The 24,975-nt window shown below is 67.7% G+C and carries 24 protein-coding genes; 13 read left to right on the top strand and 11 right to left on the bottom strand.

Features of this window, described 5'->3' with window-relative positions; genetic code table 11:
• The first annotated feature begins 41 nt into the window (after positions 1–41).
• Positions 42–485 (top strand): DinB family protein, encoded by a 444-nt coding sequence (locus tag FJX73_05945; protein ID MBM3470318.1) that lies wholly within the window; start codon positions 42–44, stop codon positions 483–485.
• A 66-nt stretch (positions 486–551) separates the two neighbouring features.
• Here FJX73_05945 and FJX73_05940 read toward each other — a convergent pair whose 3' ends face one another.
• On the bottom strand, positions 552–3,077 hold the full coding sequence (locus FJX73_05940; protein MBM3470317.1) for an ATP-dependent protease: 2,526 nt from the start codon (positions 3,075–3,077) through the stop codon (positions 552–554).
• Positions 3,078–3,162: 85 nt separating this feature from the next.
• Between FJX73_05940 and FJX73_05935 the strand changes: the two genes are divergently transcribed.
• Genes FJX73_05935 through FJX73_05915 form a run of 5 tightly spaced genes read left to right on the top strand, consistent with a single transcriptional unit; the run spans position 3,163 to position 7,008 of the window.
• Positions 3,163–3,450 carry a GYD domain-containing protein gene (locus FJX73_05935; GenBank protein MBM3470316.1) on the top strand — a complete coding sequence of 96 codons (288 nt, stop codon included), beginning with the start codon at positions 3,163–3,165 and terminating at the stop codon, positions 3,448–3,450.
• A gap of 16 nt (positions 3,451–3,466) precedes the next feature.
• Positions 3,467–4,345, top strand: a complete 879-nt coding sequence (locus FJX73_05930; protein MBM3470315.1) for a carbohydrate kinase — start codon at positions 3,467–3,469, stop codon at positions 4,343–4,345.
• 32 nt (positions 4,346–4,377) lie between these two features.
• A complete protein-coding gene (locus tag FJX73_05925; GenBank protein MBM3470314.1) occupies positions 4,378–5,367 on the top strand; it encodes a transporter substrate-binding domain-containing protein in 990 nt (329 codons plus the stop codon).
• A 55-nt stretch (positions 5,368–5,422) separates the two neighbouring features.
• Complete coding sequence (locus tag FJX73_05920; protein MBM3470313.1) at positions 5,423–6,202, top strand: ABC transporter permease; 780 nt, start codon at positions 5,423–5,425, stop codon at positions 6,200–6,202.
• The gene (locus tag FJX73_05915) at positions 6,199–7,008 is read left to right on the top strand and encodes an ABC transporter ATP-binding protein (GenBank protein MBM3470312.1); all 810 of its coding nucleotides are present in this window, start codon (positions 6,199–6,201) and stop codon (positions 7,006–7,008) included. Before FJX73_05920 ends, FJX73_05915 begins: the two co-directional genes overlap by 4 nt.
• Before the next feature lie 28 nt (positions 7,009–7,036).
• Here FJX73_05915 and FJX73_05910 read toward each other — a convergent pair whose 3' ends face one another.
• The gene (locus tag FJX73_05910) at positions 7,037–8,341 is read right to left on the bottom strand and encodes an aminotransferase class III-fold pyridoxal phosphate-dependent enzyme (protein ID MBM3470311.1); all 1,305 of its coding nucleotides are present in this window, start codon (positions 8,339–8,341) and stop codon (positions 7,037–7,039) included.
• A 134-nt stretch (positions 8,342–8,475) separates the two neighbouring features.
• Here FJX73_05910 and FJX73_05905 point away from each other — a divergent pair, with 134 nt between their 5' ends.
• From FJX73_05905 to FJX73_05890, 4 genes are read left to right on the top strand one after another with little or no spacing between them, the layout of a single operon-like run.
• The gene (locus FJX73_05905) at positions 8,476–8,859 is read left to right on the top strand and encodes a hypothetical protein (protein MBM3470310.1); all 384 of its coding nucleotides are present in this window, start codon (positions 8,476–8,478) and stop codon (positions 8,857–8,859) included.
• 38 nt (positions 8,860–8,897) lie between these two features.
• Entirely contained in the window at positions 8,898–10,091 is a 1,194-nt protein-coding gene (locus tag FJX73_05900; GenBank protein MBM3470309.1) for an MFS transporter, read from the top strand.
• Positions 10,081–11,877 (top strand): adenine deaminase, encoded by a 1,797-nt coding sequence (locus tag FJX73_05895; GenBank protein MBM3470308.1) that lies wholly within the window; start codon positions 10,081–10,083, stop codon positions 11,875–11,877. Before FJX73_05900 ends, FJX73_05895 begins: the two co-directional genes overlap by 11 nt.
• Positions 11,874–12,608, top strand: coding sequence for a nucleoside phosphorylase (locus tag FJX73_05890; protein MBM3470307.1), 735 nt, complete (start codon positions 11,874–11,876; stop codon positions 12,606–12,608). Before FJX73_05895 ends, FJX73_05890 begins: the two co-directional genes overlap by 4 nt.
• A 24-nt stretch (positions 12,609–12,632) precedes the next feature.
• On the opposite strand, the gene FJX73_05885 is transcribed toward FJX73_05890, so the two are convergent.
• A complete protein-coding gene (locus FJX73_05885; protein ID MBM3470306.1) occupies positions 12,633–13,367 on the bottom strand; it encodes a fumarylacetoacetate hydrolase family protein in 735 nt (244 codons plus the stop codon).
• A gap of 137 nt (positions 13,368–13,504) precedes the next feature.
• On the opposite strand from FJX73_05885, the gene FJX73_05880 reads away from it, so the two are divergent.
• Entirely contained in the window at positions 13,505–14,389 is an 885-nt protein-coding gene (locus FJX73_05880; protein ID MBM3470305.1) for an LLM class F420-dependent oxidoreductase, read from the top strand.
• On the opposite strand, the gene FJX73_05875 is transcribed toward FJX73_05880, so the two are convergent.
• The 8 genes from FJX73_05875 to FJX73_05840 all read right to left on the bottom strand — a co-directional run bounded on the left by FJX73_05875 (position 14,386) and on the right by FJX73_05840 (position 22,790).
• Positions 14,386–14,625 (bottom strand): DUF2283 domain-containing protein, encoded by a 240-nt coding sequence (locus FJX73_05875; GenBank protein ID MBM3470304.1) that lies wholly within the window; start codon positions 14,623–14,625, stop codon positions 14,386–14,388. The genes FJX73_05880 and FJX73_05875 overlap by 4 nt on opposite strands.
• 204 nt (positions 14,626–14,829) lie before the next feature.
• A complete protein-coding gene (locus tag FJX73_05870; protein ID MBM3470303.1) occupies positions 14,830–15,825 on the bottom strand; it encodes an ATP-binding cassette domain-containing protein in 996 nt (331 codons plus the stop codon).
• Positions 15,792–16,775: an ABC transporter ATP-binding protein gene (locus FJX73_05865; GenBank protein ID MBM3470302.1), complete on the bottom strand. Its 984-nt coding sequence runs from the start codon at positions 16,773–16,775 to the stop codon at positions 15,792–15,794. The genes FJX73_05870 and FJX73_05865 overlap by 34 nt, the downstream gene beginning before the upstream one ends.
• A 6-nt stretch (positions 16,776–16,781) precedes the next feature.
• The gene (locus FJX73_05860; protein MBM3470301.1) at positions 16,782–17,651 is read right to left on the bottom strand and encodes an ABC transporter permease; all 870 of its coding nucleotides are present in this window, start codon (positions 17,649–17,651) and stop codon (positions 16,782–16,784) included.
• Positions 17,652–17,654: 3 nt separating this feature from the next.
• Positions 17,655–18,788, bottom strand: coding sequence for an ABC transporter permease (locus FJX73_05855; protein MBM3470300.1), 1,134 nt, complete (start codon positions 18,786–18,788; stop codon positions 17,655–17,657).
• On the bottom strand, positions 18,706–20,280 hold the full coding sequence (locus tag FJX73_05850; GenBank protein MBM3470299.1) for a hypothetical protein: 1,575 nt from the start codon (positions 20,278–20,280) through the stop codon (positions 18,706–18,708). The genes FJX73_05855 and FJX73_05850 overlap by 83 nt, the downstream gene beginning before the upstream one ends.
• Before the next feature lie 125 nt (positions 20,281–20,405).
• On the bottom strand, positions 20,406–21,431 hold the full coding sequence (locus tag FJX73_05845) for an aldo/keto reductase (protein ID MBM3470298.1): 1,026 nt from the start codon (positions 21,429–21,431) through the stop codon (positions 20,406–20,408).
• Between the two features lie 51 nt (positions 21,432–21,482).
• On the bottom strand, positions 21,483–22,790 hold the full coding sequence (locus tag FJX73_05840; GenBank protein MBM3470297.1) for a Zn-dependent hydrolase: 1,308 nt from the start codon (positions 22,788–22,790) through the stop codon (positions 21,483–21,485).
• Positions 22,791–22,871: 81 nt separating this feature from the next.
• On the opposite strand from FJX73_05840, the gene FJX73_05835 reads away from it, so the two are divergent.
• Positions 22,872–23,906, top strand: a complete 1,035-nt coding sequence (locus FJX73_05835) for a hypothetical protein (protein ID MBM3470296.1) — start codon at positions 22,872–22,874, stop codon at positions 23,904–23,906.
• Positions 23,907–23,938: 32 nt separating this feature from the next.
• Complete coding sequence (locus tag FJX73_05830) at positions 23,939–24,973, top strand: SIS domain-containing protein (protein MBM3470295.1); 1,035 nt, start codon at positions 23,939–23,941, stop codon at positions 24,971–24,973.
• Positions 24,974–24,975: the final 2 nt, after the last annotated feature.

Below are 24,975 nucleotides of genomic sequence, written 5' to 3'. Positions count from 1 at the left end.
TACATCGTGCCGACCAGGACGAGGGTAAAGGAGGGCATGTGATGGCCGACCGGCAGTGGCTTTTCGATTTGTGGCAGAGGGCCTGGACCGAGGGCCTGTATCACGTGGGATGGGGGAAAGCGCTGGAGGGACTCACGGCGCAACAGGCGGCCTGGAAGAGCGCGCCGCAGCGGCACTCCATCTGGCAGATCCTCCACCACATCCTCTTCTGGCGCGAGTACGCGTTGCGCGCAATGGCCGGGGACAAGCCGGGCGAGGATGAGATCAAGCGCCGCAACTGGGAAGAGCCCTCCGAGGTCAGTGACGATGCCTGGCAGACCGCGCGCAGCCGGTTCGCGGACTCCCACCGGCAGGTCTCGGAAGCCATCGGCACCGCCGATGAGAAGAAACTGGAACGGCTCGCGCCCTACATCGCGCACGACAGCTATCACGTGGGGCAGATAATGACCCTGCGCGGCCTGCAGGACCTGCCGTCGCTCGACTAGCCGGCGGTCTGCTGGACCTGCCGACGCTCGACTAGCCGGCGGTCTGCTGGACCTGCCGACGCTCGACTAGCCGGCCTCCGGCGGGTCCGTGCCCGGAGCGTCCGGGGTGGCGTCGGGCAGCGCCTCCTTGTCCGCACCTTCCTCGCGGGTTCTCGCCTCGTCGCGCGCCGCGCGGTGGGGCGCAAACCGGCGCAGCAGATCCGCCAGTTCGTCTAGACGCTGAGCCACCATGAAGTTGAGCGTACCCTCGGGGTAGCTCCCCGCTTCGTCGGCCTGGCCCGCGGGCAGCCCGGTTAGCACCTCGATGCCCTCGTCAATCGAGCGCACGGCCCAGATGCCGAACTTGCCTTCCCGAACAGCCCCGGTCACCTCGTCGTTCAGCATCAGGTTGCGCAGGTTCTGGTGGGGGATCAGCACGCCCTGCCTGCCGGTCAGCCCCAGCGTCTTGCACGCGTAGTAGAAGCCCTCGATCTTCTCGTTGACCCCACCGATCGGCTGGATCTCGCCCTTCTGGTTCACGGAGCCGGTGACGGCAATCCCCTGGTCTATCGGCGCCCCGGCCAGGTCGCTGAGCAGCGCGTACAGCTCGGTGGATGAGGCGGAGTCCCCCTCGACCTCCTCATAGGTTTGCTCAAATGTGATCGAGGCATTGAGGGAAAGCGGACGCCGCCGGGCAAACTTCCCGCCCAGGTAGGCCGACAGCGTCAACACGCCCTTGCTGTGGATGCGGCCGGACATCTGGGTCTCGCGCTCGATGTTGACTACTCCCCGGCCGCCGACGAATGTGCGCGCGGTCACCCGCGACGGCCTGCCAAAGGCGTAGTCGCCCAGCATCAGGACCGACAGCCCGTTCACCTGCCCCACCGCGGACCCGTCCACGCTGACCAGGATCTGCCCGTTGCGGATCAGGTCGCGGATGCGTTCCTCGATCCGGTTGCTGCGCCGTATGCGCTCCTCTATCGCGCGCACGACGTGAGGCGCCGACACCACCGATGCCCCCTCGGTCTTCGCCCACGCCGCGGCCTCGTAGATCACGTCCACCATCTCGTTGAACCGCATCGAAAGCCGGTGCTGGTCGTCGGCGATCCGCGCGCTCTGCTCGAGCGTGCGGGCCACGGCGCTGCGGTCGAAGGGCAGCAGCCCCTGCCGGCGGCAGATCGTCCCGATCGCCTGCGCGTACTCGACCATCGCGGTCTTGGTGCGCTCGACGTCCACGTCGAAGTCGGCCTTGATCTTGAACAACTTGGGGAAGTCGTCGTCGAGCTGGTACAGCAGATGGTGGATGATGGAGGCGCCGATGACAATCACCTTGACGTTCAGAGGGATCGGTTCAGGGCGCAGCGTCGCGGCAGCGAACAACCCGTACTGCTCGGCGATGTTCTCTATGCGTACCTCGCGGCTCTTCAGCATGCGCTTCAGGCCGTCCCACGAGAACGGCGCCACCAGCAAATCCCGTGCCTGGACGATCAGGTAGCCCCCGTTGGCGCGGTGAATGGCACCGGGCTTTATCATGGTGAAGTCGGTGACCATGGCACCGAACTCGCCTCGAAACTCCGCCTTGCCGAACAGGTTGTAGTAGGTGGGGTTCAGCTCGAGCACCACCGGCGCGCCCCGGGTCTGGCTGTTATCAATAAGGAGGTTGACCTGGTAGCGCGTGAACTCTGCCCGCCGGGCCATGAACGGGAGTTGCGGCTGTTGGGCCGTCTCGTCCTTGAAGTCGTCGTGGCGGTCGACAACGTCGGCAAGGAAGCGGTCCAGCCACCCAACGATCCGCTCGTGGCCGGCGTAGTGCTGCTTGAGCGCCTCCACCGCGTGGCTGGCCACCGAGAGAACGGCGGAGCGCTCCAGCTCCTGCACCGCCTCCTTCGCCTCCCGCTCGATGCCGCGCACCTTGCGGGTGGCATCGCCCACGCTCTCCTGCAGCGCCCGCGCCCGGCGCTCAAGCTCCTGGCGGTGGGCCGCGGTGAGTTGGGCCAGTTGCTCGTCTGCCAGCGGCTCTCCGGACGGCGCGATCGGGATCGTTACTATGCCAACGGGCGTACGCTGGAGCGCGAAGCCCAGGCGCCGCGCCTCCGCCTCCAGGTCGCGCCAGATCGTGTTCGCCTGCTGCTCGAAGGCCTGGACGACCCCGCTGCGCTTGGCTTCGAACGTCTCGCTGGCGAACAACTTGCGTATCGAATCCTTGAGTTCGTCCACCAGGCGCTCGACCCCGCGGCGGAACCGGGACCCTTCACCCGGAGGAAGTGAGATCGCCATGGGCTGATCGGGATGCTGGAAGTTGTGCACGTAGATCCAGTCGGATGGCACCTCCTGGGCGGCGGCGACCTGCTGCACCCGGCTCTGGGTATAGGTGGTCCGTCCGGTTCCCACGGGTCCGGCCACGAAGATGTTGTAGCCGGGCTGGGAGACGGTCAGACCGAAATCGAGCGCCCGGACAGCACGGTCCTGCCCAACAATACTCTCCCCGGAGGGGAGATTGGCTGTGGTCTCAAACGGCAGGTCCTCCGGCAGGCACGTCCAGCGGACCTGGTCCGCGGGCACCCTGCGGCTGGCAAGGATATCGCTGTTGCGGGTATCGTCTGGAGTAGGCATGTAGGGAACATTCGGGGGGTAAACAGCCCTCTCCTATCGAATCGAGGTGGGTGTAGGGAATCCGAAACACCAGGAGGGGTGGCGGATGGGTGCCTATCTGATGCTCAGCAACCTGACGGACGAGGGCGCGGAGACGATCAGGAAGAACCCGGCCCGGATCAAGGAGGTCAACAAGGAGGTCGAGGCCTGGGGGGCCAAGATCCTGGCGCAGTATGCCGTTCTGGGCCCGTTCGACTTCGTTACTATCCTGGAAGCGCCCAGCTCGGAGGTCGTGGCGCGGGTCTCGATCGAGTTGGGCGCGCGGGGCAGCGTGAAGATCCAGACGCTGCCCATGATCCCCATTGACACGTTCATCGCCTCGATGAAACCGTAGAGATTGAGAAGCCGTAGTGATTGACGTCGCGCTTGTAGGGCACTTCGCCAAGGACAGGTTGATCTTCCGTGGGGTCACGGAGATCGCGTCCGGGGGCGGGGTCTACTACGGTTCGATGGCGCTGCGCCGGCTCGGCTTCAGCGTCGCGGTCGTCACTCGCCTCCACCCGGACGATTTCGGACTGCTGGAGGAGCTGCGCAGCGAGGGGATAAGCGTCCACGCGGTAGCGGCTCCAGAGACCACCGGCATAGAGAACACCTATCCGGGCAAAGAGATGGACCGGCGGATCTGCCGGCCCCTGGCGTTCGCCGGTCCATTCTCCTCCGGGGAGATCCCTCGCCTGGACACGCGCGTCACCATCATCACTCCCTTGATGGCGGGTGAGGTTGCCCGTGATGTCGTGGGCGAACTGGCTGGGCGCGGGCCGGTCGGGCTCGACGTGCAGGGGTTCGTGCGGGTCCGGCAGGGCGACGCGCTGGTCACCGTGGACTGGCCCGGCAAGGCGTCAGACCTCGCCGGCGTCGCGTTCCTGAAGGCCGACGACGCGGAGGCCGAAGTGCTCACAGGCCAGACCGACCTCCGGAAGGCGGCGGAAGCCCTGGCCGCGCTGGGGCCGCGGGAGGTCGTGCTGACGCACGCGGGCGGGATCCTCGTCTGCGCGGAAGGAACGTTCGTTGAGGCCGCGTTCACTCCCCGGGTGGTGCGCGGCCGCACCGGCCGGGGCGACACGTGCTTTGCCACGTACGCGGCTTCGCGGCTGGACTCATCACCAGAGGAGGCGTGCCGGATGGCCGCCGCGGTCACCTCGCTGAAAATGGAACACCCCGGGCCCTACCGTGGGTCTCGGGAAGAAGCAAAGGGCATGCTGGCAGGGAATCCACCGGATTGGCTCTAAGCAGGCAAGGTGTCTTACTCGGAGGTGGCAAGATGAAAGCACGTCGGATAGCTCTGTTCCTGGCAGTGGCCCTGGTAGCGGGCGTGCTCGTCCGGCCCGCGCCCCTTCCTGCCCAGACCCCGCTCAAGATAGGATATCCGGTCTGGGTGGGCTACGGTCCGCTCTTCCTCGCGGAGAAGAAGGGTTTCCTGAAGGAGCTGGGAACCTCGGTCGAGTTTGTGCTGATGGAGGACACCAAGCCCCGGTACGTGGCGCTGGCCGCCAAGCGCATTGACGGGCTCATGACGACGATTGACACGGTGGTGCAGCGCGTCAAGCCCGACTTCCAGATGGCCGCCATTCTCGCGATGGACGACTCCAAGGGCGGCGACGGCATCGTCGCGCGCAAGGAGATCGCATCAGTCAAGGATCTCAAGGGCAAGAAGGTGGCATTCAGCGAGGGTTCGGTAAGCCACTTCTTCCTGGCCTTCCTCCTCAAGCAGGCCGGCCTCTCGCTAAAGGACATCACCGCGGTCAACATGACCGCCGGGGACGCGGGCGCGGCGTTCGTGGCCGGCAAGGTGGACGCCGCGGTAACCTGGGAGCCCTGGCTGACCAAGGGCAAGCAGGCGCCGCACGGCAAGATCCTGGTTGACTCTTCTGCCACGCCCAACCTGATAGTGGACGTCCTGGTCTTCCGCAAGGACGTGATCAAGGCCCGGCCCAAGGACATGGCCAACCTCGTGCGGGCCTGGCATCGCGCCGTGGACTACTGGAAGCAGAACCCGGACGAGAGCAACAAGATCATGGCCGAGGCGGTCGGCGGCTGGCTGAAGGATACCAAGGTCTTCGCGGAGACGCTGACCGGCATCCGTTACTACGATCTGGCCGCCTCCCAGGAGTTCTTCGGCACGAAGGACAAGCCCGGGATCGGCTACAAGACCGCGCAGTTCGCCATTGACCTGTGGACCGGTCTGGGCAAGGCCGGGATGAAGGGAATCAAGGCGGCGGACATCCTGGATCCATCGTTCGTAGGGAAGTGAGACGCTCCGGGCGGTGAAACGAGACCGACCCGGGCTGCTGGCCCGGCTAAGCGAGATCCTGCGGCCGCACGAGCCGATCTCCCGCAGCGCGTACCTGGCAGGGGTGGGCGCGTCGGCCGCAGGGCTCTTCTCGCTGTGGGCCATCCTGACCTACGGCGGCTTCGTCACCCCCCTGTTCCTGCCGTCGCCGTCTGACATCGTGCGGGCCGCGGCCGCGCTCATCGCGGACGGCAGCCTGGCCGAGCACACCTGGGCCAGCGTCAGCGTAATCGTCACGGGATGGGTGCTGGCCGTGCTACTGGCCGTGCCGCTCGGTATCCTGATGGGCACCCTCAAGTTCGTCGAGTCCCTTGTGGAACCCGTGGTGAACTTCGTCCGCTACCTGCCGGTAAGCGCGATGATCCCGCTGCTGATCCTCTACATCGGGATCGGCACTTCGCAGAAGGTGGCGGTGATCTTCATCGGCACGTTCTTCCAGTTGATCCTGCTGATATCGGACGTGTCCGCGGGCGTGCCAAAGGACCTGCTCGACAGCGCTTACACGCTGGGCGCCAGCCGCGCCGACGTCTTCGGCCGTGTGCTCCTGCCCGCCACACTGCCGGGGGTTATGGACAACCTGCGCATCACGATGGGCTGGGCCTGGACCTACCTGATCGTCGCCGAGCTGGTCGCGGCCAACCGCGGGCTGGGATACATGATCCTGGACGCCGGCCGCGGTCTGTTCACCGACCGCATCTTCGTCGGGTTGTTCACCATCGGCCTACTGGGCTTCGTCTTCGACCTGACCTTCAAGCGCCTTCACAAGCTGCTGCTGCCGTGGTCGCCGAAGATCTGAAGCTCGCCATCCGCGGCCTGAGCGTGGTCTTCACCCGCCGAAGGGGCGGCACCGTGACGGCCGTTGAACATCTCAACCTGGGCGTCCGCGACGAGGAGTTCGTCTCGATCGTCGGGCCCTCCGGCTGTGGCAAATCAACGCTGCTGCGCATCGTGGCCGGACTGATCCGGCCGACTTCGGGCGAGGTGTTGCTCGACAACCGCCCGGTCGAGGGCCCGGGCGCCGACCGCGGCATGGTGTTCCAGTCCTACACGCTTTTTCCCTGGCTGACGGTGCAGGGCAACGTGGAGTTCGGCCTGCGGCTGCGCGGCACTCCGGCGGAGGAGCGGCAGGAGGTGGTGCGCCGTTACCTGGACCTGGTGGGCCTGCGGGGCACCGAGCCGGCCTACCCTAAGGAACTCTCGGGCGGGATGCAGCAGCGCGTGGCGATTGCGCGCGCGATGGCCAACGAACCGGCGATCCTGCTGATGGACGAGCCCTTTGGCGCGCTGGACGCGCAGACGCGCTCGGTGATGCAGGAGTTGCTGCTGCGGGTCTGGGAGCAGACGCATAAGACCGTGCTGTTCGTGACCCACGACATAGACGAGGCGATACTGCTCTCCGATCGGATCTACGTAATGACCTCTCGCCCAGGCCGGATCAAGACCGAGGTAGCGGTCACGCTTCCCAGGCCGCGCGAGGTGAGCGTTATGGACACGCCGGAGTTCATCGCGCTGCGCCAGCGGGTGCACGGCCTGATCCGGGAGGAGACGCTGCGGGTGCTGGACGAGGAGCGCCCGACGGGCGGCGGCTCCGCGGGCGGCTAGAGCGCCCCGTCGGCGCGCCGTCGGGCGGCTAGAGCGCGGCGACCACCTCTGACAGGATACTCAGCCCCTCGTCGAGCTCTGCGCGGCTCACCGTCAGCGGCGGGGTGATCCGCAGCACGTGGCCGGACTGCCCGGCCGGATAGAGGAGCAGGCCGCGCCGCAGGCATCCCTCCAGGACGCTGCGAACGGCGTCGCCGTTGGGCGCGCCATCCGCGGAGGGATCCACGAACTCCAGGCCGATCATCAGTCCCCTTCCCCGAACGTCTCCCACAAACGGCGATCGCCGGGCAAGATCGCCCAGCCGAGCCATCGCCTCCTCGCCGCGCGCGCGGGCGTCGTCGAGGACGCCCTCCTCCCGGAACACCTCCAGGGTGGCAATCGCCGCTGCGCACGACACCGGGTTGCCGCCGAAGGTCGTCCCGTGCGTGCCAGGACCCCATCTTTGCATCAGGTCTGGGCTGGCGGCCACCGCGCTCAGTGGGAAACCGGAAGCGATGCTCTTGGAAAGGGCCAGGATGTCCGGCGTGACACCGAATGTTTCGGATGCGAACATCGCGCCGGTGCGGCCGAACCCTGTCTGGATCTCGTCGAAGATCAACATGATTCCGTGCTGGCTGCAGCGGTCCCGGAGGCCGGGCAGGAAATCCGACGGCGGCACCACGAAGCCGCCCTCTCCCTGGATCGGCTCAACGATCACCGCCGCGACCTCGCCTGGGTCCACCACATACTGGAACAGCCGGTCCAGACTAGCGAGGGGATCGCCGCAGCATCCGGGGCCGGTGCGGTGCGGGCAGCGGAAGCAGTAGGGGAACGGCACATGGTAGATCGAGGGAAGCAGCGGCTCGTAGTGCCGGCGATACTTGGCGCTGGACGCGGTGACCGAGGTTGATCCAAACGACCGGCCGTGGAAGCCGCCGATAAAGCCCACGATGGCCGGCCGGCCGGTAACGTACCGCGCCAACTTCAGGGCGCCTTCCACGGCCTCCGTGCCGCTGCTGCCCCAGAAGAAGGCGTTGAGATCGCCCGGCGTGATCCGCCCCAGATCCTCGCTCAAGCGCAGGACCGGGTCGTACGCGACCAGGCCGATCGCGCCGTGGATGAGCCGGTCCATCTGGGCTTTGGCCGCAGCGACCACGCGGGGATGGCGGTGACCCAGGTTGCACGCGGCAAACCCTGCGACGAAGTCGAGATAGCGCCGGCCGTCCAGGCCAAACAGAAATGCGCCTTCGCCGCCGACTACAGGCAGGTTGGGCCAGTCCTCGGAGAGGTTGGCCGCGAGGAGGTCGCGCATACGGGTGACGCGGTCTGCGAAGGCGGCGTGTTCGTCCGTCATCGTTCACCTCGGCAATCTGATCCCATTCCACATTACCCGGCGGCGGAGGTAGTTCCTGCGGCTGGCTGCTGAACACCTGCCGCATTTGTGCTACCCTTTACGCAGGCAGGGCGCAGTAGCAGGGGGCGAAAGCGATGTTCAGGGGGGCAGGTTGGCTACTGCTGGCGGTCGTTGCGGTCGGGGCGGGTGGTGTTGTCTATACCGCGGTCCAGGCCTCTGACCGCGCGGCGCCGGTGACCGCGGCCACCGTTTCTCAGTCCATTCTGCAGGCGCCGCGGCCAGACCAGCAGCCCCTGGAGATGCGCGAGTTTATCCCCCTGCCCGGACCTGACAGCCAGCGCCAGCAGCCACAGCAGAGAGAGTGCGAGCCCGTGATCCTGTTCTACCACGAGGGCCGGCTCTACCAGTTGAAGCCCGGTCCAAAGGACGGTAGGGGCAACCCGGGTGCACCGCCGGAGTTCTACGAGATGAAGCCGTATCAGGCCCCGCCGCCCTCTTCGCCCAACCCTCGCTCGTAGCGGACACCGGAATCGTGGCCCGCGTAACACCCATCCGCGTGAGCAAAGGAGCGGCGGTCATAATGCCGCTCTTGCTCATCCTCGTGGGATTCGAGATAGGCGTTTCCGTCTTCGGCCCGCTCCTGCCGCAGGTGCAGCGGGAGTTCCGGGTTTCTGCCGGCAGCGTGGCACTTGCGCTGTCGGTGTACCACGGGATCCGGCTGCTCGTGAACGTACCGATGGGCCGGCTCGTGGCCCGCTCCGCCCTGCCGGCGATGCTGGCCGCGGGCGGCGCGATCCTGGCCGCAGGAGGGGTCGCCGTGGCCCTGGCGCCTTCGTTCGCCGTCGTGCTCGTTGGGCGGGCGATCATGGGCGTGGGGTCCGCGCTGTTCTTCATCACGATCCAGTATTGGATCTCCAAGGTCGCCACGCTCGACAACAAGGCGCAGTTGTTCAGCTACCACCAGATCGCAGCTCTCACGGGCACGGCCCTGGGCCCGGCGCTCGGCGGCGCAGTGGCCGGCTGGCTGTCGTGGCGGTATTCGCTGGTCCTCGCGGTGATCGCCGGGACCGTGGCGCTGGGGGCAGGCCGCCGGCTGGCAGATCCTACGGCCGATCGTCCTGTTGCGCCGGCGCAGACCGATCCCTCTGGCGGAGCCCCGCTGGAGATTCGGAGCATCCTCGGCCCCGGCATCATCATGATGGCGCTGTTCTTCTTCCACGGCGGGGTCATCGCGACGCTAATCCCGCTGTTCTCCGCCCGGGAGATACACCTCGGGCCAGCGGCGATCGGCGCCATTCTGATGATCGGCACGATCCAGCGGTTTGGCGCGGCGCTGGCCAGCGGCCGTCTGGCAGGTCTGTTTGGAACGCGGCGCGTGATTCTGACCGGCCTCTTTGCGCTGGGGGTCTCGGTGCTGAGTTTCCTGGGCGTCGGCTCCCCGCTGGGAGTGGTCCTCGCGGTCTCCCTCGTCTCGTGGGCCAACCTGGGAGGCAGTCTCGTAATCGCGCTTGTCACCGATGTCGTGCCCGAGAAACACTGGGGCGTGGCCCTGGGGATCAACCGCACCATGGCGGATGTCGGCGCGATGGTGGCACCTCTGCTGGTTGGGTTCGTGATAGACCAGCGGGGATTCGGCGCCGCCTTCGTCGCGGCTGCGACCGTGCTGCTGGCGGCAACGGGGCTGGCCGCCGTGCTTACCGCGGCTCATCCGACCGACGCCACAGGAGCCGGAGGACGTGATGCGCCCTGAGATCACCGCACATCAGATCGCCGCGGCGGCCGCAGCCGGCCGGCGGCCGTTCGACCTGCTCGTAACCAACGTGCGCGTGGTCAACGTGTTCACCGGCGAGGTGCTTCGCGGGCACATCGGCATCGCCGGCGGGCTGTTCAGCCGCATCCTCGCGCCCGGCGACCCGCTGCCGCTTGCGCACCAGATCATCGAAGGCCGAGACCGATTCGCGGTGCCAGGGCTGGTGGATTGCCACCTGCACTTCGAGAGCACGATGGTGCTTCCGCCGGCCTTCGCAGAGGCGGTTGTCCCGCTGGGCGTGCTTACCGTGACGCCGGACCCGCACGAGATCGCGAACGTGATGGGCCTGGAGGGCATACGCCTGCTGATCGAGCAGAGCCGCAACCTGCCGCTGGACGTGTTCATGCAGGTGCCGTCCTGCGTCCCTGCAACCGCGCTGGAGACCTCCGGCGCAAGCATTGGCCCGGGGGAGGTCGCGACGGCGCTGGGATGGCAGGGAGTGGTCGGGCTGGGCGAGGTGATGGACTACCCCGCGGTGATCGCAGGCGACGCCCGCATGACGGCAATCCTGGAAGAGGCGCTGGGTGCCGGAACCGTGATCGAGGGCCACGCGCCCAACCTGACCGGCGTGGACCTGGCCGCGTTCGTGGCTTCGGGGATAGACTCCGACCACACCTTCGTGACACCGGCGCTCGCACTGGAACGGCTGCGCAGCGGAGTAACGTTGCAGCTTCAGGAGAAGTCGTTGGCGCCGGACACGCTGGCTGCCTGCCAAGGCGCGGCCCGCGCCCTCAACCTGTGCCTGGTCACCGATGACGTCCTTCCCGACGACCTGCTGGCACGCGGGCACCTGGACCTGGTGCTGCGCGAGGCGGTCCGGATGGGGCTGGATCCGGTCGAGGGAATCCGCGCGGTCACGCTGGCGCCGGCGCGCCGGATGCGGCTCTACGATCGCGGTGCGATCGCGCCCGGGCTGGTTGCGCACCTGGTGCTCGTCAGGGACCTGGAGGAGTTTCGGGCGGACGCGGTCTTCTCCCGGGGCGTGCTCGTGGCCGAGGAGGGACGCCTGCTGCCCGGAGTGGTTGCGGTGCGACCCGCACCCGCTGCCGGCCTGGGGACGGTGCGCATCCCGGCGCCCGGGATCGAACGCTTCCGCGTGGAGGCGCCCGCGGGCCTTGCGAAGGCTCGCGCGGGACCGGCCGTCGGACGCAGCGCGGCGCGCGTCCGGGTGATGGAGATGAACGCCACAACCACCTACACGCGGGCCGCGGAGACCACGCTGCCCCTGGTGGACGGTCGCCTGGACTGGGAATCGAGCGGTCTCTGTCTGGCCGCGGTGTTCGAGCGCCACGGCCGCTCCGGGAGCGCCGGCTACGGGCTGGTGCGCGGTGCGCTGCGTGAGGGAGCGATCGCGACCACCTGGGCGCACGACAGCCACAACCTGCTGGTGGTCGGGCGCAACGCCGCCGAGATGGCTGCGGCCGCCGGCTGGGTCGTCGGGCACGGCGGCGGCATGGCCGCGGTACGCGGCAGCGAGGTGCTGGCGGGTGTCCCTCTGCCGGTGGCCGGAATCGTTTCCGGTCAGCCGGTGCGCGTGGTCGGCGAGCAGGTGGCGGCGTTCCGGTCGGCGCTGGCAGCCCTGGGATTCGAACACCGCTCGCCGATCATGACCCTGGCAGTCCTGACTCTCGCGGTCAGCCCTGCGCTGAAACTGACCGATCGCGGGCTGGTGGACGTCCTCCGCGGTCGCCTTGTGGATCTGTTTGTCACGGAGGATGAGCCATGAGCGATGAACTTCCTCAGCGTCACCTGAGAGTCACCACCGGTGCCGTGGCACGCACGGTCCTCATCCCGGGCGACCCGGCCCGGGCCGAGCGCATCGCCGCGCACCTCGAAGGAGCCCGCGAGGTGATACGCAATCGCGAGTACCTGGGATTCACCGGAACCGCCGGTGGCGTACCAATCTCGGTCTGCTCCACCGGCATCGGGGGGCCGTCCGCGTCGATCGCGGTCGAGGAGCTGTGCAATCTCGGCGCGGACACGTTCATCCGGGTGGGCTCCGCAGGCGGCCGGCAGCCCGAGATCGAGGTCGGGAACCTTGCCATCGTCACCGCCGCCCACCGCGACGAGGGCACCGCGCTGGCCTACCTTCCGCTGGGATTCCCTGCGGTCGCGGATCTGTCTGTGACTCAGGCACTGATTGACGTGGCCCGCGGCCTGGGCCACCGGCCGTACGTGGGTGTGGCCACGTCGCGCGACGCGTTCTACCGCAAGGACCCCTCGCTCACCGAACTGCTCACGGCGCAGGGGCACGTCGTCGCGGCCGAGCAGGAATGCGCAACGGTCTTCATAGTGGCGCAGGTCCGGCGCGCGCGGGCGGGCGCGGTGTTGGCGATTGACTCCAACATCCTGCGGGAGAAGCTGCCGCCGGAAGAGGCCGCGCAGAGGTTCCGGGCGGCAGAGGCGGCCTCAATCGAGGTGGCGATCGCGGCGGCCAGGAGGTTAGCCGCGGACTGAGGTCGCGTTGACCCGCTGGGCCCCCTACTCCTCGGCCGCGACGCTGTTTGTTAGCGTGCCTATGCCTTCGATCTCTATCGAGACCTCATCGCCGGGCTGTAGCTGTCCAACCCCGGCCGGGGTTCCGGTGGCAATGATGTCCCCGGGTTCCAGCGTCATGATGCGCGACGCCATCGCCACCAGCGCAGGAACATCAAAGGCCAGGTGCCGGGTTGAGGAGTCCTGCTTCACGATCCCGTTGACGCGCGTCACCAGGCGCAGATCCAACGGGTCAACGTGCGTGGCCACCACCGGCCCGTAGGGCGCAAACGTATCGAAGCACTTGGCCCGAACCCACTGCGGCTCTACTTTCTGGATGTCCCGGGCTGTGACGTCGTTGAAGATGGAGTAGCCCAAAATGACGGACCGGGCGTCCTCGATCGGGACATTGCGGCAGCGCGCGCCGATTACCGCGGCCAGTTCACACTCGAACTCGAGCTGCTTGGTCTCCGGTGGATAGACGATGGTCTCGCCGTGCGCCAGCAGCGCGCTGGGCGGCTTCAGAAAGAACAACGGCTCACTGGGCAGCTCCCGGCCCAACTCCTGAGCGTGGTCACGGTAGTTGAACCCTACGCAGATGATCTTGCTAGGCGCGGTGGGCGTGGAGAAGCGGGCGTCGCCGACGGCGATGCGGTGGCCGGACTGCGTCGTGACCACGGAGCCCTCGACCTTCGCCTCTTCGATGGTGTCGTCGTGGAACACTCGTGCTAGGAATGGCATTGTGCTGCCTCCTGGTAACCTGACGTGGTCCTGACTGATTCGACAGCACCCCTGGCCTGTCCCGCGACTCCGCACCGCCCGACGTTGCTATACTGTAGAGGCCCCACCTCCACGTTCCTTGAAGGGGGAATCTTCAGATGCGCCTGGGTGTGGTCTTCCCTCAAACCGAGATAGGCACCGACCCCGTCGTGATCCGCGACTTCGCGCAGGCCGCGGAGACGCTCGGCTTCCACCACCTGGTGGCCTATGATCACGTGCTCAGCGCGAGCACAGCGAACCGGCCGGGATGGCTGGGCTACGACATGGACGATCCGTTCCACGAGCTGTTCGTCCTGTTCGGCTATCTGGCCGGCTGCACGAGGCGGATGGAACTCGCGACCGGGATCATCATCCTGCCCCAGCGCCAGACCGCGCTCGTTGCGAAACAGGCGGCAGAGGTGGATGTGCTCTCCGGCGGCCGCCTGCGGCTCGGGGTGGGCCTTGGATGGAACTCCGTCGAGTACGAGGCGCTCGGAGAGGACTTCCAGAACCGCGGGGCTAGGATCACCGAGCAGGTCAAAGTGCTGCGCGCCCTATGGACCCAGGAGATCGTGACCTTCCGCGGACGGTGGCACACGATCGTCGAGGCAGGGCTCAATCCCCTCCCGGTGCAGCGGCCGATTCCCATTTGGATGGGAGGCGCGGCGGACGCGGTACTCAGGCGCGCCGCGCGGATTGCCGACGGCTGGTTGTTCGGCGGCGGACTGCCGAATCCGTACACCCGCGGCCCTTCCAGGAAGCCTCGCGAATCCGTCGAGCGCCTTCGCGTGCACCTTGAGGAGGCAGGACGCGACCCGGCGTCATTTGGCATCGAAGCGCGGATCGTCGCTGGCAAGGACGGACCGGACGAGTGGCGCCGGCTCGCCGAGGAATGGCGGGAGATGGGAGCCACCCACCTCAGCGTCTCCACGATGGGCGCGGGGCTGGGGACGCCCGACGACCACATCGAGGCGATCCGACGGTTCAGGGATGCGGTCGGCTAACGTCCCGCCGCCAGCTTCAGGTCCGCAGCCACAAGAAGATCGAAGGCATCGCCTTGCCGGAGTCGTACTGAGAAGAGTAAGATCTCCAGGTTCTCGACCTCACCGGTCGCCGGGTTGATCCGGGCAACGACCCCCTCGCCCAGCTCCTCAGACTCCTGTTCCGGGTAGGGGGGCCGCTTGCTGATGTGAAGGATGTCGGCGTCCCGGTCATAGTGGAGCGTCAACTTCGCGTCCATGCCGCAATCCCCAACGTGCTTGCCGCCTCGAGGACCAGTATACCAGCGCGAGAACAGCCGCGCGGTCGGGACACTGGCACTTCTGCGAATGAGATCAGGATCGGATAGTCCCACCTCCGCTGTGAAGTACGGACACGGAAATCGGAGCACGATGAACCCCCAGGACATGCCTCATGAAGGTTATCGGCATTGGCTCGGTGGCATTCAGTGGGCGAAGTGACATACTGCCACCTGCCCTCTTCCTGCGTCGACTAGGGGCGGGAACTCGCGACGGCAGACCTCCTGCGCGATTGGACAGCGAGGGTGAAAGGGACAGCCCGGCGGAGGCGCGACCGGAGACGGCACGTCTCCCTGGAGGATGATTCGCTCCCGCATCCTCGCGAGCCGTGGATTGGGGACGGGCGTGGCCGACAGCAGCGCCTCTGTGTAGGGGTGCAAAGGTCTGCCGAACACCGCCTCGGTCGGGCCTTCTTCAACGATCCGCCCCAGGTACATCACCGCAACACGCCGGGCCACCGAGCGCACGACAGCCAGATCGTGGCTTATGAACAAGTACCCAACGCCGCGCTGCCGTTGGAGTCGCTGCATGAGGACAAGTATCTGTGCGCGTACCGAGAGGTCGAGGGCGGAAACCGGCTCATCGGCAATGATCACCTTGGGATCGGTGGCGAGCGCGCGGGCCACGTTGATCCGCTGGCGCTGGCCTCCTGAGAGCTGATGCGGGAACCGTCCGAGGAACACCGCCGGGGGCTCCAGGCCGACCTCAACCAGCAACCGGGCTGCGGAGTCTCGACGCGCTCCAGGAGCCACCCCATGCGCGGCCAGCGCTACCTCCAGGATCTGCGCCACGGTCTTGCGGGGGTTCAGCGAAGCCTGCGAATCCTGGAACACCATCTGCACGCTGCGACGGAACTCGCGCCAGTCCTGACCGGTCAGCGCCGAAAGCGCCCTGCCACGATAGTGCACATCGCCTGAGGTCGGCGCCTCGAGCCCGGCCAGGATGCGGCCCGTCGTGGTCTTGCCCGACCCGGACTCGCCGACAAGCGCGAGCGTGTCACCCTCGGCCACGCCCAGGGAGACGCCCTCCACGGCGCGCACCCAGGCGCGGGTGCCGGTGAAGGTCCGGCCCCATGGGAACCGCTTCGTGAGATCGCGGGCTTCCAGGATCACGGCGCTCCCTGCTCCTCGTGGAGCCAGCATGCGACCAGATGGTGCGCTCCGAGACGGAAGGCCGGCGGGTCCTCGATCCGGCAGCGGTCCATCACAGCCGGGCAGCGGGGATGAAACCGGCACCCGCGCGGCAGGCGGGCCAGGTCGGGCACCGCGCCCTCCATCACCCTGGTGATGGGACGGGCCTCGTCAATGCTGAGCGTGGCGGCCAGCAGGCCCTGGGTGTAGGGATGGCCCGGAGACGCAAACAGCGCTTCCGATGGGGCGGACTCGACGATCCGGCCGGCGTACATGACGTGGACAGTCTCGCAGACCTCGGCCACGATCCCCAGATCGTGGGTGATCAGCAGCAGCGTCATCCCCAGTTCGCGACGGAGGCGCTGGAGCACATCTAGGATCTGCGCCTGGATCGTCACGTCCACCGCGGTCGTCGGCTCGTCGGCGATCAGCAACGCGGGCCGGCAAACAATCGCCATGGCGATGACGGCGCGCTGGCGCATCCCGCCCGAGAGCTCATGAGGGAAGCGGCGGTAGGTCTCCCCGGGGTCAGGCAGGCCTACGAGTCCCAGTGCCTCGACCGCCTTCTGCCGCGCCTGCGTCCATCCGTGTCGCATCGCGTACGCCTCGGCCACCTGCTGCCCGACGGGCATCACAGGGTTGAGGTAGGTCGTTGGGTCCTGGAAGATCATGGCCACGTCCCCGCCGCGCGCCCGGCGCATCTCCTCATCCGTGAGGGACAGGAGGTCGCGCCCGGCGAGCTCGATCCGGCCGCGCACGATGCGGGCGGCGTCCGTGGGGAACAGCCGGAGGATCGAGAACCCGGTCATCGTCTTACCTGACCCGGACTCGCCGACCAGTCCCGCGGCGGAACCCTGCGGGAGCGAGAGCGAAATGCCGTCAACCGCGCGCACCACGCCCCGCGTCGTCAGGATGTGGGTGTGGAGGTCCTCAACCAGCAACAGGGGCCCGGTCCCGTTCATGGCGCCTCACACCCCAAGTCGGGGATTGGCAGCGTCATTGAGGCCATCGCCCATCAGGTTGAACCCCAGAACCGCCAGCGAGATGGCAATTCCGGGGAACACGCTCATCCACCAGGCCTGGCGCAGGTGGGCCTGCGCGTTGTTCAGCATCATTCCCCAAGACACGAGGTTGGGATCCCCCAGGCCGAAGAACCCCAAACTTGCCTCCAGCAGTATGGCGCCGGCAACGTCAAGTGACCCGATCACGACCACCGGGGCCAGCACGTTCGGAAGAATCTCCGAGAAGATTATGCGTGCGTTGCGCAGCCCCAGGACGCGCGCCGCGTCCACGTAGGCCGCGCCCCGTAGCGCCATGACCTGCCCGCGAACTACCCGCGCGGCCTGCGGCCAGGACAGGATGCCTATGACCGCTATCAACTTCCACAGGCCGCTGCCGAAGAGCGCCACCACGAGCAGCGCGAGCACGAACCGCGGGATCACCTGGAACAGCTCGGTGATGCGGCCCAGAACCGCGTCGGCCCATCCCCCGTAGAACCCGGCCAGGGAGCCGATGAATACACCGAGCAGCACCGCGGCGGCGGCGGCGCAGACGCCGACGGTGAGCGAGACGCGGCTCCCCCAAAGTACGCCACTGAGGATGTCGCGGCCGAGGTTATCCGTTCCGAGCGGATGCCCAGGCGTGCCGGGGGGGTTGAGCGTGACCAGGGAGGTGGTCTGAGGGTCGCGCGGCGCCAGCAGCGGCGCGGCCATGGCGACGACAACCAGGAGAACGACCAGGCCCAGGCCGATGATGCCTGCACGGCTCCGGCGAAAGCGGCGCCAGAACTCGCGCCCGCCGGCCGCGGAAGGGGTTACTGCGCTCTCGTCGGCAACCATCTGTCAGTACCTGACACGCGGGTCCAGCGCCGCGTAGAGAAGGTCGGTAAGCAGGTTCACGACAACAACCGTCGCGGACACCATGAGAAGCACGCCCAAGAGCACCGGGGTGTCACGCTGCAGAATCGCGTCGTACAGCAGCCGCCCCACACCCGGCCAGCCGAAGACGGTTTCCACCAACGCCGACCCGGCCAGCACGAAGGCGAAGTTGTAGCCGATCACCGTCACGACCGGTAGGGCGGCGTTCCGCAGGCCGTGCTGGAGCAGCACCAGCCGTTCCGGAAGGCCGCGGGCCCGCGCGGCCAGGATGAAGTCCTGGCTCATCGCCTCGAGCATCGAGGCGCGGGTCAGGCGGGAGATGAGCGCCATGTACCTGAACGATAGCGCGGCCGCCGGCAGTATCAGGTGCCGCGCCACATCCAGGACGGCGGCCATGCCGGTGTACTGCTCGCGGACCGAGCGGATCCCCTGCGCCGGAAGCCAGCCCAGGAACACGGCGAAGAGCAGGACCAGGAGCTGCGACAGCCAGAAGTCGGGGATCGAGTATCCTGCCAGCGAGATGCCGGTGGCCGCTGTGTCCAGTCCAGAGCCCCGGCGGCGGGCCGCGGTGACGCCAAGCCCGACACCCACCAGCGCCGCGAGCGTGAGGGCCGTCACCATCAGAAGGAACGTGTTCCCGAGACGCCCGACCACCAGTGCGGCGACCGGAAGGCGATAGGCAAATGAGAACCCCAACTCACCGCGGGCAACGTTCCAGGCATAGAGCGCCAGCCGCACCGGTGCCGGTTGGTCGAGGCCGAACTCACGCCGGAGTTGAGCAACGTATTCCGGGGGCGCGGGATACTCGCCCAGGAGGGTGGCCACGGGATCGCCGGGAGCCAGCGAGATGAGAAGAAAGTTGACTACAACTACACCTAGCAGTAGCGGGACGGCCTGTGCCAGCCGTCCCGCCGCGTACCGCCAGAGCGGCGTACTCCCCGCCGTCACCACCGCGCCTGTGCCACCCTCGCCGCGTGAACCCCCGCCTGCGTCTCTACGCGCGCCCCCGCCCTGGCTACTTCTGTACCCACACCGCGTCCCAGCGGTCGCGGGCCTCGGCTCCGATCCAAACACCCCGCAGCGTTGCGCGCGCGGCATCCACTCCGATCTCGTCAAACAGCATCAGCGTCGGCAGGTCGGCCGCCAGTATCTTCGATACCTGTGCATAGATCTTGCCCCGGGCCGCCCGCTCAGGCACCTCCGCGGCTCGGTTGAGCAACGCGTCCACCTCCGGGTTCGAGTACCCCGTGGCGTTGACGAACGGTACCCCTGGCGCCGCGGATGCGTAGATGCGGTGGTACCCGATCGCAGGATCCCCGCCGCTCGTGAAGGTCTGCACGGTCAGTTCGTAGTCGGGTCGGGTGTAGATGCGCTCGATCATGACCGCGCGGTCCATCGGCTGCAGATCCACGGTGATGCCGACCGCGCGCAGGTTGTCCCGAATGATCGCCGCCGACGCCGCGATCGGGGCACGCGCCGCGTCGTAGACCATGCGCAGGCGCACGGGACGCTCGCCGCCGGCACCCCGGGGAAGACCGGCTTCATCCAGCAGGGCGTTGGCCCGTTCGACGTTGTAGGGGTAGAGCCGGTTGTAGTCGGACTCGGGCGAGTGGGCCCACTTGAACCCATCGCCGAACGGCCCGCGCGCCGGCCTCGCGAGGTTGCCCATGGCCTGCGTGACGATCTGCACGCGGTTGATGGCCAGGGCCAGCGCCCTGCGCACCTTGGGGTTATCCAGCGGAGCGCGGCGCGCGTTGATGAACATGAACCCCATCGAGGGTATAGGCTGGCCCAGCCGCAGCCGGACGTTGGGGTTGCGCTTGAGCCGATCCACATCGGTCTTGGGCAGGTAGAAGTCCGCGACCATGTCCACCTCGCCCACTTCCAGCGCGGTCACGCGCAGGGCAGCGCCGGGAATGATCCGGAAGATCAGGCGATCCAGGTAGACAGGGTCCCAGTAGGCATCGTTGCGCTCCAACACCAGCCGGTCACCGCGCACCCATTCGCGGAACTTGAATGGCCCGGTGCCCACCGGATCGTTGTTGCGTGAATGACGTGTGATGTCCTCGCCCTGGTAGACATGCCGCGGCAGTATCGGGCAATCGAAGACCGTCAGCAGCCGCAGGAGCGGCGCGTACGGACGCTTCAGCGTGATCTTGAGCGATTGAGGCGACGTCACAGTAATGGACTCGAAGTTCAGGTAGGCCGGCCGGAACCGACCGTGATAGAGACCGGTCACCTGCTCCATCGTGAACTTCACATCCTGCGCGGAGAATGCCCGGCCGTCGTGCCACTTCACCCCCCGGCGCAGCTCGAAGGCGTAGATCAACCCATCGGGCGATGTGGTCCACGAGGTGGCCAGCCCTGGCTGGATCTCGCCGCGCGCGTCTATCCAGACCAGGCCGCTGAAGATGCTCGCGGCCACAGCGCCGACGGCGTAGCCCGTGGTGATGCCCAGGTTGAGGGTCTCCGGATCGCCGCCGATGGCTACAACGGCCGAACCACCACGCTGGGGCTCGGCTGGGGTCGCGGCGGCAATGCCGGTGGCCAGGAGCGTAACCAGTAGAACCGCCACAATGCGCGTGCTCATCGCTTGGTTCCTCCAGTGTGATCAACAGGTACTCTGGCTCGTAGGGGTCTTTGACGGTGCCCGGCACGGTCCTCCTGATCCGCGGTAGTCGGTACGGTCCTCCTGGCTCACGGCGCGCGTAGCCACTACGGGGCCAGGGGGTCCCGACCCTCCCGATGCCGCGTGTAGCGGGCCACGAAACCGTGGGGCGACGGAAGCGGCGTCGCGCTCGCCTCAGCGAGCCGGGCCACGAACTCCGGCGCCAGCGCCCACCCGACGCTGCCCAGGTTCTGCTCTAGTTGCTCGACGGTCCGGGCGCCAAAGATCGGCGCGGTCACCCCCGGCTGCCGGAGCAACCAGTTGAGCGCTACCTGAGACGGCGTCCTGCCGACCTCGCGGGCAACCGCGTCCAGCTCTTCTATAACGCGCCATGCCTGCTCGGTCGCGCGCTGCTCCGGGAGGTCCTCGAACCGGTCCCGCCTGCCGGCCCGGCTACCCTCGGGAGGCGCCTGGCCCTTTCGATACTTGCCCGACAGCCACCCACCGGCCAGCGGAGACCAGGGCAGGACGCCTATGCCCTCTGACCGGCACAGCGGGAGAAGCTCCCACTCGGGGCTGCGCACCAGCAGACTGTACTCGGGCTGCAGGCAGTCCACCCGCACCCAGTTGTTCAAGCGGCTCAGCATCACCGCCCGGTCCACCTGGGACGGCGTGAAGTTGGACGCCCCCAGGTAGCGAACCTTGCCCGCCCGCGCCAGGTCGTCCATTGCGCGCACGGTCTCTTCCAGCGGCGTGGCCGCGTCCCAACAATGCATCTGGTATAGGTCTATGTGGTCGGTCCGCAGACGTCGCAGGCTCCCCTCCACCGAGGCCATTATGTGCGCCCGAGACAACCCCCGGTCGTTGGGACCCGGGCCCGTGGGGAAGAACACCTTGGTGGCGACCACCAGGTCGTCGCGGCGGCCGCGGCAGGCGATCCAGGTCCCCAAGATGGTTTCCGACTGGCCGCGATTGTAGGTGTCGGCACTGTCGAGAAAGTTACCCCCTGCCGCGGTGAAGCGATCCAGCATCGCGTGCGAGGTGGGCTCGTCGGCCACCCACCCGAAGGTCTGCGTGCCGAAGCAAAGGGCCGACACCTGCAGGCCTGTTCTGCCCAGATATCGGTATTCCATCGTTTCGCCTCCTCCTAGGATGCCGGGGCGTTCTCGCCACGGAGCAACGGTTCAAGAGGCATCGTGGGCCGGATGAGCTCGCGCCGCCGGCAGGCCGGCCTCATCCAGCAGCATCACCGTCCGCAGCAGCACCTCTGCTCCCAGTGCCGCGTCCTCCCAGTCGGTCCACTCGCGCGGGGAGTGGCTGATCCCGCCGACGCTGGGCACGAAGATCATGCCGGAGGGCACGTGCTGTGCCATGACCATTGCGTCGTGGCCTGCGCCGCTGGGCATCGCGAACGGCTCGCATCCGGCATCCTGAATCGCCCGCGCGATCGCACGCTGAACGCCCTCGTCCATCGGCACGGGATCGCGCAGATCCCAATCTCCGATGTGGCAGCTCAGGCCGCGGCTCTGCGCCACCTGCCTGGCCTCCACGCCAATGCCGGCGCACAGGCTGCGCAACTGGACGCCGTCGGTTGTCCTGAACTCGATGCTGAACTCCGCGTGGCCGGGCACCACGTTGGATGCCCCGGGCGAGACGGACAACGTGCCAACGGTTCCCACGGCAGGCGCACCCGCGGTCCGGGCCAGGGAGTGTACAGCCAGGACCACGTCGGCGGCGCCCACCAGCGCATCGCGGCGATCCACCATCGGGGTCGTGCCCGCGTGGTTGGACTCACCTTCCAGGACGACCACGGTCCGGGCGATACCGGTAATCGTACTCACCACAGCGACACGGCGGCCGAACCGCGCAAGAACAGGGCCCTGCTCGATGTGTAGTTCCAGGTATGCCGCTGCGCGCTCGGGAAATGCGCAGCGAGGAAGGCCGGGCGCGAACGCCGCCAGCGACTCGGCCAGGGTGCGGCCGTCGCGCCCGCGCAGCGAGGCAAACCTCTCCCTGGGGATCCGGCCGGTCACGCACCGTGACGCCAGCGTGCCCACCCCGAACTGATGGCCCTCCTCGTCGGCAAACCCCACGATTGCCAGCGCGTGATGCAGGCCGCGGCCTGACTCGTGCAGAGCAGCCGCCACCTCAACACCGGCGGCGACGCCGAGCGCGCCGTCGAACATGCCGCCGCAGGGTACCGTGTCGAGGTGCGACCCAAGAATGATGGCTGGCCCGTCCCCCGAACCCGGGCAGGTGCCGATCAGATTGCCGAACTCATCGCAGCCCGCGGAGAGACCCGCCTCTTCCATCCATGCAGCGACGATGCGGACCGCGTCGGCGTGGGCCGCGGAGAACGGAAACCGGCTGACACCCCGGACGTCGCCACCGGATGCTTCGCCGCCCTGCGCGGCCAGCATCTCGAGGCGCGCCCTCAACCGCTCGGGTCGAACCAGAGGAGAGGAAATGATCGGCTCCATCGGTGCTGGCATGAAGTTGGCAGGGCTGGTGGCATCAGAATCGTATTACTAGACGGGCGCGGCTATTCCTGTAGCGTGCCGGGAGAGTGAAACGTGACCGTACCTCACCGACCCAAGGTCTTGATCTCGGCGCCGGGCTTCGGCCGCACCGGAGACGAAGCGATCGGGCTGCTCCGAGGAGCCGGGTGCGAGATCATCCCCAACCCAACCGAGGCCACCCTTACCGAGGAGCAGTTGGTCGGGCTCGTGGGCGACGCGGATGCCATCATAGCCGGCATGGAGCGCATCACCGAGCGCGTGCTCGGCGCTGCGCCTCGTCTGAAGATAGTGGCCCGCCGCGGGGTGGGATACGAGACCGTGGATCTGGACGCGGCCACCCGGCGGGGTATCCCGGTGACAATCACCGCCGGCGCGCTCACCGACACGGTGGCCGATCACACCATGGCGCTGTTGCTCGCTGTCTCCCGTGGAATTCCTTCCCTGGACCGCAGCGTCAAGGCCGGCAAATGGGATCGCGTGCCCACGGTGGACGTCCACGGCAAGACGCTTGGCATCTTGGGGCTCGGCTCCATCGGTCGGGCAGTTGCCCGCCGCGCCTCCGGTTTCGGAATGAGGCTGCTGGCACATGACGCGCTGCCTGATCCCATTGCCGCGGCAACGCTCGGTGTAACGCTCACCGACCTGGACACGCTGCTGGCTGAGAGCGACTTCGTTACGATCCACGTGCCGCTAACGCCGCAGACCAGGGGCATGATCTGTGAGACGGCGCTGCGCAGGATGAAACCGGGCGCGTATCTGATAAACACCAGTCGTGGGGCAGTGCTCGACGAGGCGGCGGTGCTTTCGGCCCTGCGCGAGGGCCGGCTGGCAGGAGCCGGCTTGGATGTGTTCCAGGATGAGCCGGTCCGGGATCTGTCGCTGGCCGGGCTCGACCAGGTCGTGGCCACGCCGCACGTGGCTTCGCACACGGCAGAGACGCTGGCCCGCATGGAACGCTCCTGTGCGGATGCGGTGCTGGCAGCGCTTAGGGGAGAGCGGCCCCATCATGTGGTGAACCCGCAGGTGTACGACCGCGGTCCCAGCAGGTGCGGCCCCAGTAAGCGCGGTCCGAGCAGTCCGGGCAGGTAGGGACGGCCCGCGCCCCGGCGAAGCGATATTCTATGCCTGCCACCACGCACGCGATGCTGGCCGAGATCCGCGAACAGCCGGCCGCCCTGGAGCGCATGTTGAGCCGTCACGCGGCCGAGATCGGCGAAGCGGTGCGGGCGCTGCGGCACCGGCGCCCGCCGTTCGTCGTCTTCGTCGCGCGCGGCACCTCGCACAACGCGGCCATCTACGGGCAGTACCTGGTTGAGACCTTCCTGCGAATACCCACGGGCACCGCGATGCCGTCGGTGACGACGCTGTACGGCCGCACGCCGGACTGGCGCTCCGCGGCTGTGATCGGCATCTCGCAATCCGGCCGGTCGGTGGACGTCACCGAGGTGCTGGCCGAGGCGCGCAGGCAGGGCGCCCTGACCATGGCCATCACCAACGATCCCGCCTCGCCGATGGCAGGTTGCAGCGATCAGATCCTGCCCCTGGCCGCGGGCCCCGAGATCAGCGTGGCGGCGACCAAGACCTTCACGTCTTCGCTTGCGGTGCTTGCCGCCCTGGTCGCGGGATGGGGCCGGGTATCGGCTCTGACGCGCGCCCTACCCCGCCTGCCCGACGCCGTTGGCTCGGCGCTTGAACGCGAGGCCGTGATCAGGTCGCTGGCCAGACGCCGCGCCCGGCGCGATCCCTGGGTGGTGACAACGCGGGGCTACATGCTGGGCGTGGGGGACGAGGCGGCACTGAAACTCAAGGAGACCGCGTACGCGGCCGTGGAGTCGGCCTCCTCGGCCGCCCTTCTACACGGTCCTATCGCCGCCCTCGATCGAAGGAGCACGGTGCTGCTGCTCCTGCCGCCGGGAAAGAGCAAGGCCGGTCTGATTGAACTCCGAGACCGGTTGCGCAAACGATCGGTTACAACGCTCACGTTCGCGTTTGACGATGACCCGGGGGACGTGTCCATCCACACCGGCCTGCCCGAGCCGCTGGCGCCCATCGCCGCATCTCCAGCCGTGCACCTCTTCGCCTACTACCTCTCAGTTGCGCGCGGCCTGAACCCGGACATGCCCCGAGGCCTCAGCAAGGTGACCCCGACTCGCTGAGC

Source organism: Armatimonadota bacterium (assembly GCA_016869025.1).
In the GTDB taxonomy this organism is placed as follows: Bacteria; Sysuimicrobiota; Sysuimicrobiia; order Sysuimicrobiales; family Humicultoraceae; genus VGFA01.
The sequence above is the reverse complement of the archived record's forward strand: the minus strand, read 5'-3'. Positions and strand labels throughout refer to the sequence as shown.

Coding starts and splice junctions, on each gene's coding strand:
- FJX73_05925 (MBM3470314.1), top strand. CDS start 4,378: ATGAAAGCACGTCGGATAGCTCTGTTCCTGGCAGTGGCCCTGGTAGCG.
- FJX73_05865 (MBM3470302.1), bottom strand. CDS start 16,775: ATGAACGGGACCGGGCCCCTGTTGCTGGTTGAGGACCTCCACACCCAC.
- FJX73_05885 (MBM3470306.1), bottom strand. CDS start 13,367: ATGCCATTCCTAGCACGAGTGTTCCACGACGACACCATCGAAGAGGCG.
- FJX73_05875 (MBM3470304.1), bottom strand. CDS start 14,625: ATGGACGCGAAGTTGACGCTCCACTATGACCGGGACGCCGACATCCTT.
- FJX73_05890 (MBM3470307.1), top strand. CDS start 11,874: ATGAGCGATGAACTTCCTCAGCGTCACCTGAGAGTCACCACCGGTGCC.
- FJX73_05855 (MBM3470300.1), bottom strand. CDS start 18,788: ATGCCGCGCGCGCAACGCTGCGGGGTGTTTGGATCGGAGCCGAGGCCC.
- FJX73_05870 (MBM3470303.1), bottom strand. CDS start 15,825: ATGCTGGCTCCACGAGGAGCAGGGAGCGCCGTGATCCTGGAAGCCCGC.
- FJX73_05895 (MBM3470308.1), top strand. CDS start 10,081: ATGCGCCCTGAGATCACCGCACATCAGATCGCCGCGGCGGCCGCAGCC.
- FJX73_05940 (MBM3470317.1), bottom strand. CDS start 3,077: ATGCCTACTCCAGACGATACCCGCAACAGCGATATCCTTGCCAGCCGC.
- FJX73_05910 (MBM3470311.1), bottom strand. CDS start 8,341: ATGACGGACGAACACGCCGCCTTCGCAGACCGCGTCACCCGTATGCGC.
- FJX73_05840 (MBM3470297.1), bottom strand. CDS start 22,790: ATGCCAGCACCGATGGAGCCGATCATTTCCTCTCCTCTGGTTCGACCC.
- FJX73_05945 (MBM3470318.1), top strand. CDS start 42: ATGGCCGACCGGCAGTGGCTTTTCGATTTGTGGCAGAGGGCCTGGACC.
- FJX73_05905 (MBM3470310.1), top strand. CDS start 8,476: ATGTTCAGGGGGGCAGGTTGGCTACTGCTGGCGGTCGTTGCGGTCGGG.
- FJX73_05850 (MBM3470299.1), bottom strand. CDS start 20,280: ATGAGCACGCGCATTGTGGCGGTTCTACTGGTTACGCTCCTGGCCACC.
- FJX73_05830 (MBM3470295.1), top strand. CDS start 23,939: ATGCCTGCCACCACGCACGCGATGCTGGCCGAGATCCGCGAACAGCCG.
- FJX73_05860 (MBM3470301.1), bottom strand. CDS start 17,651: ATGGTTGCCGACGAGAGCGCAGTAACCCCTTCCGCGGCCGGCGGGCGC.
- FJX73_05880 (MBM3470305.1), top strand. CDS start 13,505: ATGCGCCTGGGTGTGGTCTTCCCTCAAACCGAGATAGGCACCGACCCC.
- FJX73_05935 (MBM3470316.1), top strand. CDS start 3,163: ATGGGTGCCTATCTGATGCTCAGCAACCTGACGGACGAGGGCGCGGAG.
- FJX73_05845 (MBM3470298.1), bottom strand. CDS start 21,431: ATGGAATACCGATATCTGGGCAGAACAGGCCTGCAGGTGTCGGCCCTT.